This is a genomic window from Pantoea sp. X-Soil-OKNW-713 (genome assembly GCF_059730685.1).
This window is the reverse complement of sequence record NZ_AP035995.1, coordinates 2,638,702-2,656,597: the sequence shown is the minus strand read 5'-3', so window position 1 is coordinate 2,656,597 and position 17,896 is coordinate 2,638,702. Positions and strand designations below refer to the sequence as shown.

Annotated in this window: 15 protein-coding genes; 8 read left to right on the top strand and 7 right to left on the bottom strand. The window is 50.1% G+C overall.

The genetic code is table 11. From position 1 onward, the window contains the following. Nucleotides 1-478: 478 nt before the first annotated feature. Together AC6I8R_RS12540 and AC6I8R_RS12535 are read right to left on the bottom strand one after the other, a co-directional pair. The gene (locus tag AC6I8R_RS12540; protein WP_497832403.1) at nt 479-1,690 is read right to left on the bottom strand and encodes a diguanylate phosphodiesterase; all 1,212 of its coding nucleotides are present in this window, start codon (nt 1,688-1,690) and stop codon (nt 479-481) included. A 286-nt stretch (nt 1,691-1,976) separates the two neighbouring features. After that, complete coding sequence (locus tag AC6I8R_RS12535; protein WP_208724114.1) at nt 1,977-2,240, bottom strand: hypothetical protein; 264 nt, start codon at nt 2,238-2,240, stop codon at nt 1,977-1,979. Between the two features lie 168 nt (nt 2,241-2,408). On the opposite strand from AC6I8R_RS12535, the gene AC6I8R_RS12530 reads away from it, so the two are divergent. After that, entirely contained in the window at nt 2,409-2,675 is a 267-nt protein-coding gene (locus AC6I8R_RS12530) for a hypothetical protein (RefSeq protein ID WP_021182875.1), read from the top strand. A gap of 17 nt (nt 2,676-2,692) precedes the next feature. Here AC6I8R_RS12530 and AC6I8R_RS12525 read toward each other — a convergent pair whose 3' ends face one another. Further along, nucleotides 2,693-2,932, bottom strand: a complete 240-nt coding sequence (locus AC6I8R_RS12525) for a DinI-like family protein (RefSeq protein WP_013509539.1) — start codon at nt 2,930-2,932, stop codon at nt 2,693-2,695. 137 nt (nt 2,933-3,069) lie between these two features. Between AC6I8R_RS12525 and iraP the strand changes: the two genes are divergently transcribed. Continuing rightward, nucleotides 3,070-3,363: an anti-adapter protein IraP gene (gene iraP, locus AC6I8R_RS12520; protein WP_497832402.1), complete on the top strand. Its 294-nt coding sequence runs from the start codon at nt 3,070-3,072 to the stop codon at nt 3,361-3,363. 197 nt (nt 3,364-3,560) lie between these two features. Here the strand turns inward: iraP and AC6I8R_RS12515 are convergent, their stop codons facing one another. Continuing rightward, complete coding sequence (locus tag AC6I8R_RS12515; protein ID WP_415174479.1) at nt 3,561-3,884, bottom strand: DUF6388 family protein; 324 nt, start codon at nt 3,882-3,884, stop codon at nt 3,561-3,563. Between the two features lie 150 nt (nt 3,885-4,034). Here AC6I8R_RS12515 and yedD point away from each other — a divergent pair, with 150 nt between their 5' ends. Then, the gene (gene yedD, locus AC6I8R_RS12510; protein WP_036624928.1) at nt 4,035-4,502 is read left to right on the top strand and encodes a lipoprotein YedD; all 468 of its coding nucleotides are present in this window, start codon (nt 4,035-4,037) and stop codon (nt 4,500-4,502) included. Nucleotides 4,503-4,559: 57 nt separating this feature from the next. On the opposite strand, the gene fliT is transcribed toward yedD, so the two are convergent. Genes fliT through fliD form a run of 3 tightly spaced genes read right to left on the bottom strand, consistent with a single transcriptional unit; the run spans nt 4,560 to nt 6,773 of the window. After that, nucleotides 4,560-4,919 (bottom strand): flagella biosynthesis regulatory protein FliT, encoded by a 360-nt coding sequence (gene fliT / locus AC6I8R_RS12505; RefSeq protein WP_021182880.1) that lies wholly within the window; start codon nt 4,917-4,919, stop codon nt 4,560-4,562. Further along, nucleotides 4,919-5,326: a flagellar export chaperone FliS gene (fliS, locus tag AC6I8R_RS12500; protein ID WP_021182881.1), complete on the bottom strand. Its 408-nt coding sequence runs from the start codon at nt 5,324-5,326 to the stop codon at nt 4,919-4,921. The genes fliT and fliS overlap by 1 nt, the downstream gene beginning before the upstream one ends. 10 nt (nt 5,327-5,336) lie before the next feature. Then, nucleotides 5,337-6,773, bottom strand: coding sequence for a flagellar filament capping protein FliD (fliD, locus tag AC6I8R_RS12495; protein WP_415174481.1), 1,437 nt, complete (start codon nt 6,771-6,773; stop codon nt 5,337-5,339). A gap of 337 nt (nt 6,774-7,110) precedes the next feature. Here fliD and AC6I8R_RS12490 point away from each other — a divergent pair, with 337 nt between their 5' ends. The 5 genes from AC6I8R_RS12490 (at nt 7,111) to AC6I8R_RS12470 (ending at nt 17,873) form a co-directional block, all read left to right on the top strand. After that, the gene (locus tag AC6I8R_RS12490; protein WP_021182883.1) at nt 7,111-8,409 is read left to right on the top strand and encodes a FliC/FljB family flagellin; all 1,299 of its coding nucleotides are present in this window, start codon (nt 7,111-7,113) and stop codon (nt 8,407-8,409) included. 320 nt (nt 8,410-8,729) lie between these two features. Next, complete coding sequence (locus AC6I8R_RS12485; protein ID WP_208724117.1) at nt 8,730-9,713, top strand: radical SAM/SPASM domain-containing protein; 984 nt, start codon at nt 8,730-8,732, stop codon at nt 9,711-9,713. A gap of 39 nt (nt 9,714-9,752) precedes the next feature. Then, on the top strand, nt 9,753-10,592 hold the full coding sequence (locus tag AC6I8R_RS12480) for a hypothetical protein (RefSeq protein ID WP_497832401.1): 840 nt from the start codon (nt 9,753-9,755) through the stop codon (nt 10,590-10,592). 164 nt (nt 10,593-10,756) lie between these two features. Continuing rightward, nucleotides 10,757-14,284: a glycosyltransferase gene (locus tag AC6I8R_RS12475; RefSeq protein ID WP_497832400.1), complete on the top strand. Its 3,528-nt coding sequence runs from the start codon at nt 10,757-10,759 to the stop codon at nt 14,282-14,284. 160 nt (nt 14,285-14,444) lie between these two features. After that, nucleotides 14,445-17,873 carry a glycosyltransferase family 2 protein gene (locus AC6I8R_RS12470; protein ID WP_497832399.1) on the top strand — a complete coding sequence of 1,143 codons (3,429 nt, stop codon included), beginning with the start codon at nt 14,445-14,447 and terminating at the stop codon, nt 17,871-17,873. Nucleotides 17,874-17,896: the final 23 nt, after the last annotated feature.

Sequence of the window (17,896 nt, the reverse complement as noted above, 5' to 3'; positions counted from 1 at the left end):
AACACAAAAAAATGTGTTTGATGGGAAGGGTAGAGTCTGTATCGGGTGGATCACGGGGAGCGGGACGATAATTTTACTGTGGGGCATATAAAAGGCAAAAAATTACCGCAAATCAACTTGAAGCCGCCCAGCGTCAGGAATCAGTTTGCGGTAATACATTGCGGAACCTTACATCAACATGAAACAACGCAATGATTTCAAGGTATTAACTGGCTTTATGAATATGCAGGTGTAATCAGCATCACTGCAAACGAAACGGCGCGATTACTCGCGCCGTTTTGATGAAAAGTTTATGCCCCACCCGGCGCTTATCTCCGGCACTCACAATGGCTTAGCTCTTGAAGGGGCAAAGTCATTATCTCAGATTTGTCCGAAAAATACAGGGTTGTGCGGCAAAATTTGCCTGGTATCGTGATGCCAATCACAAGCATTTTTAACCGTGCTAGTTCACGACCCCGGATTGCGCAAGTTTTCGTGATTAGTGTATCTCCGGCCATGCTACAGCCGGGATGCCGTTCAATTGTGGTCGGGCAAACAAAAAGCCCTGAAATTTACTGATTCCTGCCGCCTCCAGCCACATCCACTCTTCGGGTTGCTCTACGCCCTCCGCTATCACGGAAATTTCCAGCGAAGCGCAACACTTGATCATGGCATGCACAATCGCCTGTTTAGGCCCGCTTTTGTGGACATCTTTAATAATGCTGCGGTCAATTTTGATTTTGTCCGGCTGGAACTTTGCCAACAGTGACAGGCCGGCAAATCCGGCACCAAAATCATCGAGGGCCACACTGATGCCCGCTGCTTTGAGTTGTTTAATGGCGGCGGTAAATTCGTCGGCGCGTGAGATGGCCTCATCTTCCGTCACCTCAACCACAATCTGCTCCGGGATCAGGCCATTGGCATGAATTTCTTCCAGCAGGTAGTCCACCGCATTTGGCACCATCACCAGCGACATCGGCAGCAGATTAATCGACAGCGTTAATTTCGGGATGTTGAACTGCTTTGCCAGCTTAAATGCCTGGCTTTTGCATTTGAGATCAACCTCATAAGCCTGCTTGCGACTGTATGGGGCAAAAAACTTTTGTGGTGAGCCGCCATCAGCACTGCGAATCAGCGCTTCCAGCGCCAATACTTCGCGTGAAAAGGGGTCGATAATCGGCTGGAAAGCAAAATGACACTGGACAGAAGCGTCTTGCGGAACATCGATGATTAAATTTTCCTGCTCGTCGGCGATAAATTCCCAGGTGTTGGCGGGGGGGATTTCGAAATAGTTCTCTTTTTCTCCGGCCTCGACAAACGTTCGCAGAAATCGTAATGCCCGGTCTTCAAAGGTCAGCTGGTATTTTGATGTTCCTTTATTGAGCACCGCCTGTAACACCGTGGCTTTATCGTGTTCGCGTAAATCAAACAGTTCCATCCCGGTATTGCCAAAACGGCGCGCCGGGGCATAGTCGTGCAATAGCTCTACCAGGTTTTGATGGCGGGCGTCTTTACAGATCCGGTCATAGATAGACTGTACCGCATCGGTTGGCCCTTCCAGCAACTGAAAAAAATGCAGCCCGTCAAATAATAAAATGCCCGTCACATCCAATAATTCATTATTTCTATTGGCTTTTTCAACCATGTCTTCCAGTCTTTTCACTGGAACATGGTCGCAGAGGTGGCTGCGATAAAGGATGGTTGAGAGCATGGCAGGTTCCGGAACATTATTTTTGTGAGGTCTACATTAACAGAGCATCCAGGGAAAATGTCTCAGACAGCGATTATTTATCTTGAGAAGCGTCTGAAAGCGCTCGACAGGGTAAAAAGCGCTGTTCTGTTTACGTCAAATCGGATTCTTTCTGCATCCGACCGTATTCCGGTCAACGATAAAAATATTAGATTGAAACGACAAATAAAAAGCGTAGTGTGACCTTCGTTAACGGGAGGTGAGCACAATGTTGCGTGATTATTTGAAGATTGATGATAGCGATCGCTTAGTAGAACAGAGCATACAAAGGCTCAACAATCGCGGTCAGGAAGATATTACCGAATGGCGTATTGTCGGGAAGAATGGTGAACATAAGGGCCATGTCTCCCTGTTTGATAAACTGTGCATCCAGCGGTCCTGGAATGTCAGCTACCGTATTACGCAAACCGATGTAAACGGAAGGGTTGTCGTCGATCACTTGACCGACGTGTTGTAATTTTTGCCGTAGTTTTTGTGTTACTTGACCCGCCTGTGAGCGGGTTTTTTGCATTGATACTTTTCGGCGAGTCATTTGCCTGGCCGGCACACGGCAGCGAGGGTTTCAGCCTCAGTAGAAAAGTCAGATCCGATTATTCCTAATGCATTGTCGATATATTTAACTACCTTTAATCACTGAAGCGTTATTTAAATGGGTAATTTCACAGAAAAGGAATATAGCATGAGTGATTCAGAGGCAATCAAAACCAAAACTGACTACCTGCGTGATGTCACCTCACAGCTAAAAGAGATGCGTCACTATGCGCAGACCAACACCGAAACTCTTTCCAGTCACTGGCTGGCGTTTGATGCCGGTGAGTATAAAGACAAAGAGTATGCCGCACGATTCGATACGTTGATTAATAAGCAGGGAAAACTGCTGGATGATATTGATCAGGCGATTCAGGATTTGGAAATCGCCGTCAATCATAACGAGCAGGAGCGCTAAGCCACCAACGCGGTGATTTAGTCGGCCACCAGCCACATATCGGCTTCATCGAACATCTCCTCGATGATGCGTGCCAGGGTGGCTTTATCATTTTTACTCATATCGGTCTCAATGGCGTTCCGTTCCATCGGTTTGACCCGTACCTCAAGCTCCGGAAATACCCGCTGCACGCGTTTTTCCAGTTCCTGCAAGATCATTTCGCGCGCACCGGGTAATCCTGCGACGTTGCGCTTGTCGTAAATCAGCTCCACAAACATTCAGGGCATTCCATTTAATCAATCAGAGCGTCATATTACTGTAAATAAAAACAGTATCAAGCGGCAGGAAGGGGAAAGCTGATAATTTTTTCGACCTGTCTCTCACCACGTCACTTTTTCACGCCAGGAGGGGAAGCATGCGCCAGTTGGTCGTCGATATTTTACTTAAGATGGCAAAGATGGATGTGGAAGCGAAAGAGCTGATGGCACAGGTCGAAGCGCAGTCGCTGTTGCTGGCCGCGTTATTGATTCAGGCAAAGCAGGATAATTCGCTGACCATCAGTGAAACGGTACAGGATGCGATTGTCACCGCGTCTCGCTCCTCTGAAGAGTTTTTGCAGTCTGATGTGGATCTGCTGTTGACCCATATCAATCGCCTGTTGGCAGTGGCGCGTTATGTCGAAGTGAAGGCGCTAGAACGTGAAGAGTAAGTGAAAAAATAGAACCTCTGGAGGTGGAAATCCAGCAACACCTCCAGAGGCGGTGCAAAAGCACCATTCGTTCAAGGACAATCTACGACCGAAGTCGTAGAACTAACTTATACAAGTTTTTCGTCCTTGTACAACTTTATCCTGATCATTTTGAGTGGTACGAGGTGTGAAATCGCGACCACGCAAAACTGAAGTGTTTAAAGTTCGTTCTTAATACAGAACTCTTCCCACGTCATACCTAACGCCGCCGCGTGGGATTTCAGGTAGGTTTCGATGGCCTCTGCGGCCACCGCTTTATCCGGTTCGGCAAGCTGAATAGAAAACAGCATGCCGTCGAGGTTCTTCTGGCGTAAGAATGCGGCATAGATACGTTCTGCGTGCCACTGGCGCAGCGCAGTCAGGGTCATGCCCGCTTGCTGCGCATCATTCTCTGTCAATTCATCCAGCGCCGCCTGGAAATCAGGATGGGCGGCAAAAAACATTTCTCGAGCCTGGGCGTAATATTGTTCTGGCGTTTTCATGCGGAGGTTCCTGCTAATAAACTCGGCGCGTAGTGTAGCGCGCATGCGTCAGCTTGTCAGGAACCAGCCAGATCCTGTGCAGATACCTTGCGCAACGCCCTGGAAAAATTATAACGTAGCCGCCATTGAAGCGAGTGTAGGGATCGAATGATGAAAAAGTGGATGGTACTGGCCGCGCTGGCGCTGACCGGGTGTGCGCAAATCAACAATTATGAAGCGGCGGTTAAGACGCCCGCGCCAGCGGAATTGCAGGGCTACTGGCAAACGGTCGGTCCCCAACGCAAGCTGGTAAGCGACCAGGCAATGGGCAGTCTGATTATTGGCGCACAGGGCGATACGCTTGATTGCCGCCAATGGCAACGCGTTATTGCCAAACCCGGCAAGCTGACTCGTCTGGATGACCAGTGGGTTAACGTGACACGGCAGGTGCGTGTGATGCCGCTGAGATTAAATAATGGTGAGCTGCGTTACGATGGCTTGCGGATGCGTAAAGTGGACCGTCCAACGGTTGAATGTCAGCAGGCATTAAAAGAAGTCGCCGCACGGCCAAATGACGATGTGATTCAGAATATTGAACCTGAGATTTTGCGTCCGACGCAGAGTGCCGCACAGAATTAATCGTTGAAAAAATAGCGGCAGGGAAAGAGGTTTCGCTGCCGCTACTTCAGGTAACACTCAGACTGACTGACGTGGTACCAATACGCTGCCTTGCTTGCCGTAGGCGCTCATCATGGTTTTCTGCCGTGATGATTGTCCAACCAGTTGTGCCAGTTCATCCAGACGTGCCTGTAACAGGCGTTTGACTTCACTCTCATTGTCAAGGATATGGCGTAATACCGGGCGCAGTTGCTCCTGAGTTTGCAGCGAAGGTGCGTTATCTTGCGTCGATCGTGCCAACTGTTGCACCGCACTAACGTATTCCATCTCCTTGGTGATTAATTCATCCCATTCGCCGTCTGCGGCAAGGCGCAGCATTCCCTGGCTGAGATCGAGTAACTGCTGGTAAATGGCAATCAGATGCGGTGCGATAGTCATTAAACGGCGTCCTGAAGGTGTTGAGGTTGAGCGACTTCTTTCCAGGCATCAGCGATGTTACGTAGCAGCCCTTCAACTTCTTCGATGGCTTCTACGTCATTACGCAGATTGGCCTGTAACAGACGGCGAACCATGTAGGCGTACAGCCCTAACAGGTTATCGGTGAGTTCATCACCGCTGCCTTCTGCCAGACCCTGTTTGAGTCCGTTTTCGATAATATTGATCGCTTTAGAGAGCGACAGGCCTTTGCCCTCCATATTTCCGTCCTGCAAAAACAGACGGGCGCGTACCAGTGCACTGAGCGCACCGTCAAACAGCATAACCACCAGTTGCTGCTGGCTGGCGCTCATGACGGCGCTTTCAACGCCGATTTTGGCATAGGCTTGGGTGCCATTTGCGCTATACATGAATCACTCCTTATGAGGATGAGCTACTGGTCGTCGTGCTGGAGCTGCTTGAAGAATCAAACTGCTGTGTCAGGTAGCTACTGGTACTGTTTAACTGACTCATCAAAACATCGAGGGCAGTAAACTGTGTTTTATAACGCGCGATCAGGTTATCGATACGCGTACTCATATCGTTGTACTGATCGGTCAGATCATTCAGGGTTTTACTCACGCCATCGGTGGCCGCCTGAACGATACCGGTGGTAGAAAGCCAGCTGGTCAGGTTGGTGGCGATGGTGGTGGTGATGCCCGTGGTGGTGCCATCGCCAACGATCATCTCTTTCACGCCATCCGGGTCGCTGGTCAGGGCGCTCTCGAGGGTATCGGAGTCCAGCTCCAACTGACCGGATGTCGGATCAGTGGTAATACCGATCTGCGCCAGCGTTTTATAGGTTGAGCTGCTCTGCGCATTGGTCAGCATGCTTTTCAGCTGCGTCTGAATGGTACGCAGGGTGCTGTCACCGAGCAGCGCGCCGTTGCTGGAGTCCTGTGAATCTGAACCGACATCCACTGCGGTATATTTGGTCAGAGTGTCGAACTGCGTCAGCAGGGTGTTATAGGCATCAACCCAGCTCTCAATCGCGCTTTGCGCTTTCGACGAGTCTTTGGTGATGCTTAATGTCGCGTTACCGGTGGTGGTGTCATTGAGTTTGAGCGTAATGCCTTCCAGCGCATCACTGATGGTGTTGCTGCTGTTCTCAATTTCAACGTTGTTTACCGTCAGCTTGGCGTTCTGAGCCGTGACGCTTTCCGTCATGGCGTTGCTGCTGGAGGTTGAGTCATATCCTACGATGCCTTGCAGGGTGTCATCGCCGGTCACGCTGATGCTGCTAACGGCATAATCGCTGCCGGTTTCTGACGACGTCAGTGACAGGCGATAGCTGCTATCACCGGTTTTAATAATGGTGGCGGTAACACCGGCATCGGCACTGTTGATGGCATCACGCATACCCGTCAATGACGTCTGATCGCTGGTCAGGGTGATGTCTTTACTGGTGCCATCCACCAGAGTAATGGTCATCGTACGGCTGCTGGCAGAGCTGTCGCCCAGCGCGGTGCTGTTGCTGGTCTGTGTTGCTGAAGTCAGGGTTTGTGCCTGCGCCAGCTGTGACACGCTAATGGTGTAGTTTCCGGCTACTGTGCTGCCAGATGTCGTGGCGCTAAAGGCACTGGAACTGCTGGTGGCAGACGTCGCAGTGAAAAGATCCGCGTCATTCAATGCGGTATTCGCGGTCTGGAAAGTGGTCAATGCGCTTTTCAACGTACCGTAAGCGCTCAGCTTGGCGGTATAAGCCGTCTGCTGAGTAGAGATAGGATCTAATGACGCTTTTTCGGCGGTTTCCAGACTATCCAGAATGCTACTTAAATCGAGGCCTGAACCGACACCCAGGGTAGAGATACTTGCCATGTTGTTTCCTTTTTATGTCGACACGGAGAGTGAATACCGGGGTTATCGGCTTTCGATGGGGAAAGTTTAAAATTATTTACCTGCGAGTAATAAAGCGAATAGCGCATATAGAGAAGGGTATTTCTGACGCTAGAAAAGTGATCATTTATATCTAAAGAAGTCTGCGGGTCGGGCGATAAACATAAGCGTGACAGGCTGAAGACAAAAATTTTTGCCTGGTACTAAAAAAAATCTAAAGGTTGTTTAAGGGCAGACGATAACAACTTTGACGGCGCTGAAGCCGGCGGGTTGAAGCCCACACCTTAACCGAAAGACTTGATTAACAGGAATATTTATCATGGCCCAAGTCATTAATACCAACAGCCTCTCGCTGATCACTCAGAACAACATCAACAAGAACCAGTCTGCTCTGTCTACTTCTATTGAGCGTCTGTCTTCTGGTCTTCGTATTAACAGCGCTAAAGATGACGCAGCGGGCCAGGCAATTGCTAACCGCTTCACTTCTAACATCAACGGCCTGACTCAGGCAGCTCGTAACGCCAACGACGGTATCTCTGCTGCGCAGACTACTGAAGGCGCACTGTCTGAAATCAACAACAACTTACAGCGTATCCGTGAACTGACCGTACAGGCGCAGAACGGTACCAACTCTGATTCCGACCTGTCTTCAATCCAGGACGAAATCAAATCACGTCTGGATGAAATCGACCGTGTGTCTGACCAGACCACTTTCAATGGCGTGAACGTGCTGTCTAAAAACGGCTCAATGAGCATTCAGGTTGGTTCTAACGATGGCGAAACCATCGACATCAACCTGGAGCAGATCGACTCTTCAACTCTGGGTCTGAGCGGCTTCTCTGTTTCTAAAAACTCTCTGGATGTGACCGACGCGGTTACTCAGGTTGCCGATACTGGCGGCGTGATGACTGATGTTGACATGTCAGACGTAGCAACCAAACTGGGCGTGAGCAGCGGTACTCTGTCTCTGCACCAGATCTCTGGCACCAACGAATATGTTGTTCAGTCTGGCAGCGATTACTACTCTGTATCTGTTGATAACAGCGGTGCAGATGCCGGTAAAGTTGAACTGAACACCACCGACGTTTCTTACGGTGACGAATCTAACGGTATCGCCACTAACGGCGCGGTACAGAGCGGTCAGCTGATTAAAGTTGGCACCGACAGCAGCGGCAACGCAACTGCCTACGTCACCATCCAGGACAAAAACTACAGCGTGTCTTCTGGCCTGCTGGCAAACAGCTCCGATGCAACTGCTGCGACTTCTGGCGCAACTTCAGGTATCGAACTGAGCTCTACCGGTGGCGTGACTGCAACCACAGAATTCTCTGGCGCAGCAACTGCTGACCCGCTGGCGCTGCTGGACAAAGCTATCGCTAAAGTTGATACCTACCGTTCAAGCCTGGGTGCGGTGCAGAACCGTCTGGACTCTGCTATCACCAACCTGAACAACACCACGACGAACCTGTCGGAAGCGCAGTCTCGTATCCAGGATGCGGACTACGCAACAGAAGTGTCGAACATGTCTAAAGCACAGATCATCCAGCAGGCAGGTAACTCCGTGTTGGCGAAAGCTAACGCCGTACCTCAGCAGGTTCTGTCTCTGCTGCAAGGCTAATCAGCGTAACAGGCGTTATCCAAACAGACTTGTCTGGCATAACGAGTTACTGAATCTGATTAACGTAAACGAAGGGTGTTTATACACCCTTCGTTTTTTGCTTTCTGCAAGCCAGAACACGCTCACCAGGGTGAATACGTAGGCGGCAAATAGGCGTGAATTAGGCCTTTATCTCACGATTGAAAAGGTTTACCCGGTGTTAATTTTAACCTCATTTAACCGCCCGGATCCCTCCTGGCACTTTAGCAGAGTCATCCCATTCTGGCTTCGGTAAGAGCAGATAACTTGTCAAACCGGAGGGGATAAGCAGGAGAGTTTCAATGAACTATTTCGATCAGATCAGTTTCGGTTCAGACGAAAGCATTATGAATTTGTTAGATAATCGTCGCAGTGCGCTACTGACGGATATTCAGAAACAAATCATGTTCAAACGACACGTTGAAATCGTCAACCTGGAGCTCTCATACAGTTGTAACCGGAAATGCGATTATTGCCCGGTAAGTTTTTCAAATCGTCAGTCAGTGCAACGCTTCATGGACCAGACTTTATTAGAAAAGATCTGTCATGAACTGGCGGCCGTTCGTTATGAGAATCGCATCTCGTTAAATCTTTATAACGAACCGTTAATGGACCTGGCACTGGAAAGCAAAATTGCTTTGATAAAACGCACGTTACCCTATACGCATGTGGCATTTAACAGTAATGGGGATTATCTGGACAGTGAGCGCCTGGCTACCTTGGCTGAAAGTGGACTGGATGCCATATGTGTGACGTTACATCCCAATGCGAACGTCATACAAAGTGCATCCTCCATTTGTCGGCGAGTGCATAAAATTGTCGAGCGATTGGGTTGTGAACACTTGTTTGCCGATTTCAGTGTAGATGATGTGACGCAGTCAACGAACATTGAGTTCAGCCTGCGGGGCGTAAAAATTAAGGTTCAATGGCCAGACTGGCGCAAAAGCGGCACAAATCGCGCGGGATTATTAACAGAACATGTTGCGAGCAGTGCGATTCGTACGCAGCCCTGTGTGAAGCCATTTAGAGAATTCACCATTTTCTATGACGGTACGGTACAACCTTGCTGCGAAAGTTTTCTTGATGACAAGACTAATCTTGCTTCAGCAGGGAGTTTACAGACGTTGTCAATCTATGACATCTATGCTGGGAAAATGCTCAGTAATTTCCGTAAAGGGTTATTTGATTTTGGCTTGAAAAAAGGAATTTGTGCTTCTTGTACTGTTGCGGACTATAGCCGTGAAGAAGATGATGCTGAACGCAAGCGTATATTACAGGCGTTATAAATCAAGGCATTTCCGGGCATTTTATCAAAGAGAAAAGACATGAGAGACATTGAAGATTTTATTACTGGTGAAAGTCGCTATTTCGAACCCATGCTGATGCGTGCAACCCAATCGACAGCAGCGCAGCGGGAACAATGGCGTACGGAGACGATTCGGGAACGCCAGGAGCGTATTTCACTTGAAGTCTTTGAACAGTTAGAGGGCCATGTTAAATACGGTCCTTTTACCGGTATGAAACTCGATCGTAATACCTGGTGGGGTAAGCTTGATCTTGCGTCACAATGTCTGGGTTTATATGAAAAAGAGATTCTTGATATTGTCGGAGAAATAAATCCCGATCAGTACAGTCGATTTATCGATATTGGTGCTGCTGATGGATATTATGCTATTGGGATGCTGCTTTCCGGTAAATTTAACAAGACATCTTGCTTTGAAATAACGGAAAAAGGACGCGAAGTCATCTCCAAAAACTGGCAAAACAATGGTTCACCCGGTGAATTGCGTATTTTTGGTGAGGCGACTGAGAAGAGTCTGGCCGCGCTACCTGCGGAGCAAAGGAACAACGCGTTTGTACTGGTGGATATTGAAGGGTTTGAGTTTGAATTGTTGAGCGAAAAAACACTTTCGTTGCTGCAATCCTGTACTGTTATTATTGAAATTCATCATTGGGTTGATGATTTTTTGCCACGTTATACAAGGTTATTGCGCACAGCAAGTCAGTTTTTTGACCTCGAGCTGCTTAAACCTGTCGAGCGTGCCACACTCCATCTGGCTGAACTGCGTGATTTAACCGACGACAACCGTTTACTACTGACTTCCGAGCGACGTCCGGGTGTTATGCGTTTCTTAAAACTTTCGCCAAAATCACCGTCCATCTGACATTCAGCAGCGCCTGATTGCTGACCAAAACGGTATGAATAGGCAGCGATTCACGGTGTTGCTCGACGGATTGAATCCAGAGAGGCTCTTTATCATGAGGAATACTCGTCTTTCTGCGCCTGACAAAGAGTGCTGGCGCAACGTATTCCAGCGAAGGGCCTCTGATGAATCACTCTCCACTTGTCAGCATTATTATCACTGCACACGTTCCCGTATGGCTGGAGGGAGCGCTTAAAAGCGCCCTGGCACAGGACTATCCGCATTGTGAGATTCTGGTCTCCGATACCAGTGGCAAACAGTTTATTGGTCAACGGTTACAACCTTATCTCAATCAGCCAGGACATACCGTCAGGCACTTAATCTTTCCAGCAGGGTACTCAACAGCACTGGCTGAAGCGATCCATTCGGCACAAGGCAAATACATAAAGTTGCTGAGTTTTGCCGATCAATTGGCACCTCAATGTGTTTCAACGATGGTCCAGGCGTTAGAAAGCCTGCCTCAGGCGGTGCTGGCTGTCTCCAAACGTAAGCGACTTGATGCAGGCGGTGAGGATGTGGCGGATACGTTATCCACAGCGGCATTTTTGCCACAACCGGGGCTGGTAAAGGGTACCGACCTGCTGCGTTATCAATGTCGTCTCAGCTACAACCTGATCGGTGACCTCAGTGCGACCTTAATCAGGCGGGAGTGCCTGTTGGCACTGATGCCAGAACCAGAGGCGCTGTTCACCCTTGAGAATGAAACATTAGCACCAGCAGGTGCACTGGTTTTGTATAGCAAATTGTTAGCACAGGGTGATGTGGTTTGGTTCCCGACCCCACTCTGCGCAGTACGCGTTTCTGATGTCCATCCTCAACCTCATCAGATCGAGGATGACGAGCCGGCTCGGACGTCGCGAGAGAGAGTGATTCAGTTTTTGCGGCAAGCATCCTGGCAGAGCAGCGCAAAAGGGCCATCAGAGCTCATCTCTGTTGCGCCCTTATCACAGCCAGCGGCATTTACGCAGCATAATGTCAGGCAGTTGCAATATCATGCACTCAGTCTCAGTACGCTTTTTCACTGGAATGCGGTACGGAGTCTGAAGCCGGTTCACCAGGCGGCGCTGGAACAGTTGAGCGATCGTGCACCACAGCCTGCGAGCCTTGCGATCATCATTATCGTCACGCCTGAAAATGTAGAGCAGCTGAATGACACGTTAACATCCCTGAGTGATTTTTCTTCGCCATTATTGGTACTTACCCCTTTATTGGTCGGTGAGGTAACTGACAATACGCAGGGAGCCCCAGCCTGGCCTGCATCAGCTGAATCCCGACTTGCGGTAATTAACCAGCTCATTGCTGAGCAGTCGTACACTTGGTTGATGTGTGTTGAGGCCGGAATACGTTTTAATCTCTCCGGGCTAATGGCGTTGTCTACCACTTTGCCATCACGGGATGACGTGTTGGCGCTGTATGCAGATGAGTATTTCTATATTGAACAGCAACCCGCAGGTCTGGCATTCCGACCTGATTTCAATCTGGATATGTTGCTCAGTTCACCGAAGTCCATGGCACGACACTGGCTATTTCGTCGTGAACTGTTACTCGCAGCAGAAGGGTTTGACATCAATTTTAACCAGTCAGCTGAACTGGATCTGATCGTCAAACTGATTGAATCGCAGGGGTTGAATGTCGTCGGTCACCTCGCGGAACCACTTCTGACAGCTCATCTTCGACCACGAGATATTGCGCAGGATGCACAGATTATCCAGCGCCATCTGCACAACCGTGGTTATGCAGAGGCGGAAATTGCGCTTGATGGCTACTACAACTATCGGCTGCGCTATAACCATGCTGATCAACCCAAGGTTTCCATAATCATTCTGGCCGGGGAAAGCCTGGCGGCGTTGATCACCTGTGTCACAACATTGATGGAGAAGACACGTTATCAGCATTACGAGTTGATGATCGTGGCTGACAATCAGCATAGCCAGGACCGCGATAACTGGCTTGAGGCGATTGCAACCGTTGATGTAGAACGTATCCGCGTCGTGCGTTACGACGGTGAATGGCATCAGGGCGCAATGGCGAATCTGGCAGCAGAACATGCACAGGGCGAATACCTGATGTTTTTGCACAGTGAGCTAGCGATTACGGATGGCGAGTGGCTGGCGAATTTGCTCAATCATGCGCAACGCCCGGAAGTGGCGATTGTGGGAGGCAAGCAACTGTCGGCAGATAATAAAGTGCGCCATGCGGGCTTTGTCCTGGGTGTTAATGGCATCGCTGGCGATGTATTTCGCGGCCATGACGATAAGGCCCCGTCTGCGCTAGGACGCCTACATCTCGATCAAAACTACAGTGCCGTATCGGGCGACTTTATGCTGGTTCGTTTTACGGTGTTTGCCGCTCTGAATGGTTTCGATGAAACCCTGACGCTATTCAGTGACGTTGATCTTTGCCTGCGCGCCCGAAATCAAGGCTATCTGACAGTGTGGACGCCCTATGCCCGTGTATTGCGGGCGGCAGATCGAAAACGTCCGTTTGCGGGCGTGTCGATCCAGGCTGCGGCGCGACTCAAGCAACAGGAAGAGGATTTGCTGTTGCAGCGCTGGTTACCGTTAGTTGGACGCGACCCTGCGTATAACACCAACCTGTCGCAACGTGGTCGACATTTTGATATCAGCAATGACAGTGAAATGTGCTGGCAGCCAGTGAGAAGTGCGGGTTTACCACAGCTGTTACTCCACCACTCAGATACGGCGGGTTGCGGTCACTATCGTATGCTGCAACCCTTGCACGCGATGCAAATGGAAGGCAAGGCACAGGGTAACGCCTCTCTCTCATTGCTTAACCTGAGTGAGGTGGCACAGTATCGTCCAGACAGTTTGATTATCCAGCGCCGGTATGCACCTGCCTTCCATACCTGGATTGAGCGTGCCGGTAAGATTCCCGAAATGTTCAAAGTGTTTGAGCTGGATGACTATATTCTTAATTTGCCCATGAAACACTACAACCGCGCCAATTTCCGGCAGGAAGTATCGGGGCATTTACGTAAAAGCCTGAGCTATTTTGACCGCTTCGTGGTGTCGACACCGCCATTGGCAGAGGCCCTGTCGTCTTTCCACCCTGATATTCAGGTGGTGCTTAACCGTTTGCCGGTTAACTGGTGGGGAGAGCTACACAGTCTACGTGGGCAAGGGCGTAAACCTCGTGTCGGCTGGGCTGGTGGCTCCAGTCATCAGGGGGATCTGGAAATGATAGCGGATGTGGTCAAAGCGCTTGCCAACGAAGTGGAATGGGTGTTCATGGGGATGTGCCCGGAGAAACTGCGCCCTTACGTGCATGAACATCATTCAGGTGTAGACATCAGTCTTTATCCGGCCACGCTGGCTGCACTGAATCTGGATCTGGCTCTGGCACCGGTAGAGGATAATATCTTCAACGATTGCAAAAGCAATCTGCGCTTGATGGAGTATGGCGCTTGTGGCATCCCGGTGGTGTGCAGCGATGTCCAATGTTATCGCCACACTAACCTACCGGTGACCCGCGTGAAAAATCGCTTCAAAGATTGGGTCGATGCGATCCGTATGCATCTTAATGACCTGAATGAAAGTGAACGAACCGGTCTCGCCCTCCAGCGGCAGGTGCGTGAAGAGTGGATGCTCAAAGGCACCCATGTTGATAACTGGCTCAAAGCCTGGAGCGCCTGATTACTGTGTCACGCAGGCTGGGTATCCCATCCAGCCTGTTTCCTTTGATATGAAAAATGCCGCGTTTTTGCCCTCTGTTTTGGGGATTGGTTGTCACCTGTCATGGCTACTATAGAGAAAATTTGCCCGGCAACACTTGCCGCTCAATATACGCGTAACCATGATGACGACTATTCAGGACGAAAATTTCCCTTATTTCATTATCGCGCCAGATTACCGCGACTCTTCTGCTGGCGTGCAGGTTATGCATCGCTTGTGCCATCTGTTAAATGAAAGTGGCAGACGCGCATGGATGGTGAATTGTAAGGTCAATCCAGAATGGAATACCCCGGCGGTGACCGGGAAAGAGTTGCGTGACTACCGTTTGCGCGGCGGCCTGTTTATTGCTGTTTATCCAGAAGTTGTCAGCGGGAATCCACATCAGGCTCCGGTCGTGGTGCGATATATGTTGAACCGTGAGTCGGCAATTAATGGCAATACATTACAAGACAAGGTGGGCGACCTCTTTTATTGGTATCGACCGGAGTTCGCTGCAAAGCACCACCACGCCAATATTCTCAATATTGAGTGTTATGACCTTGACCTGTTTTGTGATGAGCAGCGTAAACGTAATCGTGATGTGCTGTACCTGAATCGAGTTCCAGAATCTGCCGTTGATTTCGCGTCATTGCCTGCGGATATACAGATTCTCTCCATGCGTAATCCGTTATCGTTGCCACAACTCGCCGAAACACTCAAAACTACCCGTACGTTATACACCTATGAATCCTCGGGAACAGGATTGCTAGCCGTACTCTGTGGTTGTCCGGTAGTGGCGTTGACGGCCAGGGGCTATGAACAGCATGCGGTAACACCCGCAACGATCAATGATCTAAATGGATTAGGCTATTGTTGGGATGACAAACCTGGGACCCTGGAGCGGGTGCGCAGTAACATCGGAGAGATGCATGATGTGTTACTTGAGCGCCGTAAACAGACTGCGTCACAGCTTGACCATCTGGTGAGCTCTTCACAGCAGGCAGCCAGAGAATTTCAGCAAACGGTTTGGGAAGGACGCCTGGAAAATTGGTTGGTGAACCGAAGTTTGACACCTGCGCTGAAAAGCAAACTGCAATTTACGCAGATGCCTCGTTTGCTTATCACGATTTTTGATGATGCTGAACATCCCGAACGCTTGTCGTTAACGCTTGATACGCTGGCTGAACGTCCTGCTTACGTGGCTGTTGTCATTGTTTCATCGCGTCAGGATGCCGCAAGGCAAGGTGTTGAGGTTGTTGCACTGACGCATTGGCGAGGGTGGTTGGCACGGCAGGTTGCTGAGGATACTTTTGATTGGTTGCAGTGTATTCCTGCTGGTGGTTTTTATAGCGCTGAGTGCTGGCCGGGCCTGGCACATTTCCTTGCGAGTCAGGCGCAAGTGCAGGCGGTGTATGCCGACGAGTTATGGCTTGATGCTAACGGTGAGCCGGTTCCACATCTCAAACCGCAATGGGATTGGGATCTGTTCAGTAATGCACCCGAGATCTATCTCAAACGCTGCCTGCTGGCGCGAAGTGCATTCGCTCAATGGCTGGATACAGCCCATTTAACGCAGGCACTGGACGTTAGCGTGCTGCAACAACTTTATCTCCATGCCGGTGTTATGGCTATTCGGCATTATCCAGACCTGATCTGTATTTTGCCGCAGCCGCAAGTGCACACCGAGGAGAGTGATGAGGCTGCTCAGGCGCTAAACGCGTTGACGATCCAACGAGGTTATCCGACGGCCACCGTAGAGGTACAACCCGGTTTGCCGATGCGTGTTGTGTACGCTCATCGAGCGCAACCCTTGGTTTCTTTAATACTGCTGGCGGGCAACAAACTGGCGGCTCTTGAACGTGCAATCACCAGTTTGCTGCAATATAACGCATGGGCAAATACCGAATTGCTGGTGATCAATCATCAACATAGTGATAGCACGATCAATACATGGCTGGAGGGACTCGCAAGCATTGATCCTGCGCGTATCCGGGTGATTAATCTTGCTGTCGGCTGGCAGCCTGTAATATTACGCAATCATGCTTCGCAACACGCCAAAGGCGAGTTTCTTTGCTTTATCGAACCTCACCTGATTTTCTTTAGTGATAACTGGCTTTCTGCGCTGATGAATCACGCTCAGCGTCAGGAAGTGGCTGTGGTTGGTCCAAAACTGATCCATACGGAGCAGCATATCCTGTCGGCTGGCATCATTGGTGGTTATCGTGGCCTTGCCGGGCACATTGGTAAGGGCGAACGTTGGGATTCGATGATCGCCGCCGGTTTCCTGCAAAGTGACCGTTATTCTCGCCTGTTAGATGGGCAATGCCTGGTGGTTCGCCAAACATGCTGGCATGAGATGAAGGGACTGAACGAGAGTTATGGCGACATTGCTCTGGCGGAAATCGATTTTTTCCTCAAGGTCGCGCAAGCCGGTTACCTGTCCATCTGGACGCCCCATAGTGTGGTCGCAACTGATGCTGATGCGCGTGGATTTAATCCATCTTCTGTCGAGGCTTCGCATCTTCAGCAGCAATGGGGCAGAAGTCTATTCTGTGACCCTGGCTATCACCCCAGTCATTCTCTGTATGGCGAACCCTTCACGGTTGATGAAAGCGTCAAGCAAATGTGGCCAGCATTCACCCAGGCAAACATCCCACGCGTCGTTTGGGTACAGGGAGATAACGGCATGCCCGCCAGCGCTTACCTGGGAGAGATACTGAGCGCGATGGCGCAGCAACAACAGATTGCGTTGCTCACATATGATGCCCTCGCGCCTTGGGTGTTGGTGCGCTTACAGCCAGACATGCTGATCATATCGGCGGAGGTGGGCGAACGCCAACTGGGGCATCTTAAGTCGATTACCACCATGACCGGTTGCCAGACGTATTGCTTACCTGAGGCTGGCATCAATCAACAAGCGGTCCAGGGACTGTTGCATGCCGATTGGCTCGCAGGCTGGCTGGTATGCAACGAAGAATTAAAACTCTGGCTGCAAAAACGTAAGCAAACGGTCTATTCCCTGCCATCGTTGGTGGTCATGCCAAAACTGCAGTTAGGAGTCGCCCCACGCGGCACGAAACTGCGGGTCTTATGTGACACTCTGCAATTAAGTGATGCTGATAAGCGCTTCTTTGCCCCTGTCATCAACGAAACCGCGGGATTTATCGATTGGGTCATTCGTGGTGATGTTCCCGCCGGTTGGTTTGCCGGTGTGAGTGAAATACATCGAACGCACTCTGTGCTAGTGAGCGCTGATGACATCATATCCCTGCAAGTCAATCTGGCGGTGCTGTTTCGTCTCAACAATGATGAAAACCGCTTCAAAGATAATTTGCCCCTGCTGCATTACCAGGCGGCTTCGCTTCCGGTGTTGTGCAGTGAGCATATCGCGTTGGCACACGGCGGGTCAGTAACAGCGGTAAGAAATAAAGACAATGTTTGGATTACTCGCTTACGTGAATGGCATCAGAACGTTGAGTCGGCAGTTGTGTCGCCAGTAACCCGCGAAAACCAGTTAACGACAAACACGCTTGCGACCTTTTGGCAGCAGGCCGGTGTAGATCTCCAATAACCGTGACACATTACTTTGCCCGC

Coding starts and splice junctions, on each gene's coding strand:
- AC6I8R_RS12540 (WP_497832403.1), bottom strand. CDS start 1,690: ATGCTCTCAACCATCCTTTATCGCAGCCACCTCTGCGACCATGTTCCA.
- AC6I8R_RS12535 (WP_208724114.1), bottom strand. CDS start 2,240: ATGCAAAAAACCCGCTCACAGGCGGGTCAAGTAACACAAAAACTACGG.
- AC6I8R_RS12530 (WP_021182875.1), top strand. CDS start 2,409: ATGAGTGATTCAGAGGCAATCAAAACCAAAACTGACTACCTGCGTGAT.
- AC6I8R_RS12525 (WP_013509539.1), bottom strand. CDS start 2,932: ATGTTTGTGGAGCTGATTTACGACAAGCGCAACGTCGCAGGATTACCC.
- iraP (WP_497832402.1), top strand. CDS start 3,070: ATGCGCCAGTTGGTCGTCGATATTTTACTTAAGATGGCAAAGATGGAT.
- AC6I8R_RS12515 (WP_415174479.1), bottom strand. CDS start 3,884: ATGAAAACGCCAGAACAATATTACGCCCAGGCTCGAGAAATGTTTTTT.
- yedD (WP_036624928.1), top strand. CDS start 4,035: ATGAAAAAGTGGATGGTACTGGCCGCGCTGGCGCTGACCGGGTGTGCG.
- fliT (WP_021182880.1), bottom strand. CDS start 4,919: ATGACTATCGCACCGCATCTGATTGCCATTTACCAGCAGTTACTCGAT.
- fliS (WP_021182881.1), bottom strand. CDS start 5,326: ATGTATAGCGCAAATGGCACCCAAGCCTATGCCAAAATCGGCGTTGAA.
- fliD (WP_415174481.1), bottom strand. CDS start 6,773: ATGGCAAGTATCTCTACCCTGGGTGTCGGTTCAGGCCTCGATTTAAGT.
- AC6I8R_RS12490 (WP_021182883.1), top strand. CDS start 7,111: ATGGCCCAAGTCATTAATACCAACAGCCTCTCGCTGATCACTCAGAAC.
- AC6I8R_RS12485 (WP_208724117.1), top strand. CDS start 8,730: ATGAACTATTTCGATCAGATCAGTTTCGGTTCAGACGAAAGCATTATG.
- AC6I8R_RS12480 (WP_497832401.1), top strand. CDS start 9,753: ATGAGAGACATTGAAGATTTTATTACTGGTGAAAGTCGCTATTTCGAA.
- AC6I8R_RS12475 (WP_497832400.1), top strand. CDS start 10,757: ATGAATCACTCTCCACTTGTCAGCATTATTATCACTGCACACGTTCCC.
- AC6I8R_RS12470 (WP_497832399.1), top strand. CDS start 14,445: ATGATGACGACTATTCAGGACGAAAATTTCCCTTATTTCATTATCGCG.